Here is a 229-nt window from a genome sequence, read left to right on the forward strand (position 1 = left end):
GCGCTGTACGGCTGGACCACCAACCCGCTCATCGAGTACTACGTCGTGGAGAACTTCGGCAACTACAACCCGAGCACCGGCGCGCAGCGCCTCGGCTCGGTCACCACCGACGGCAGCACGTACGACATCTACCGCACCCAGCGGGTGAACCAGCCGTCCATCATCGGCACGGCGACGTTCTACCAGTACTGGAGCGTCCGGCAGAGCAAGCGCACCGGCGGCACCATCA

At 65.5% G+C, this 229-nt stretch carries 1 protein-coding gene; it reads left to right on the forward strand.

The features are described 5' to 3' along the window. Positions 1–229, forward strand: a 229-nt coding sequence (locus OP18_RS50950) for a glycoside hydrolase family 11 protein (RefSeq protein ID WP_033368087.1), incomplete at both ends; no start/stop codon positions are given.

Origin of the sequence: Dactylosporangium aurantiacum (assembly GCF_000716715.1) — a bacterium.
Taxonomy (GTDB): Bacteria; Actinomycetota; Actinomycetes; order Mycobacteriales; family Micromonosporaceae; genus Dactylosporangium; species Dactylosporangium aurantiacum.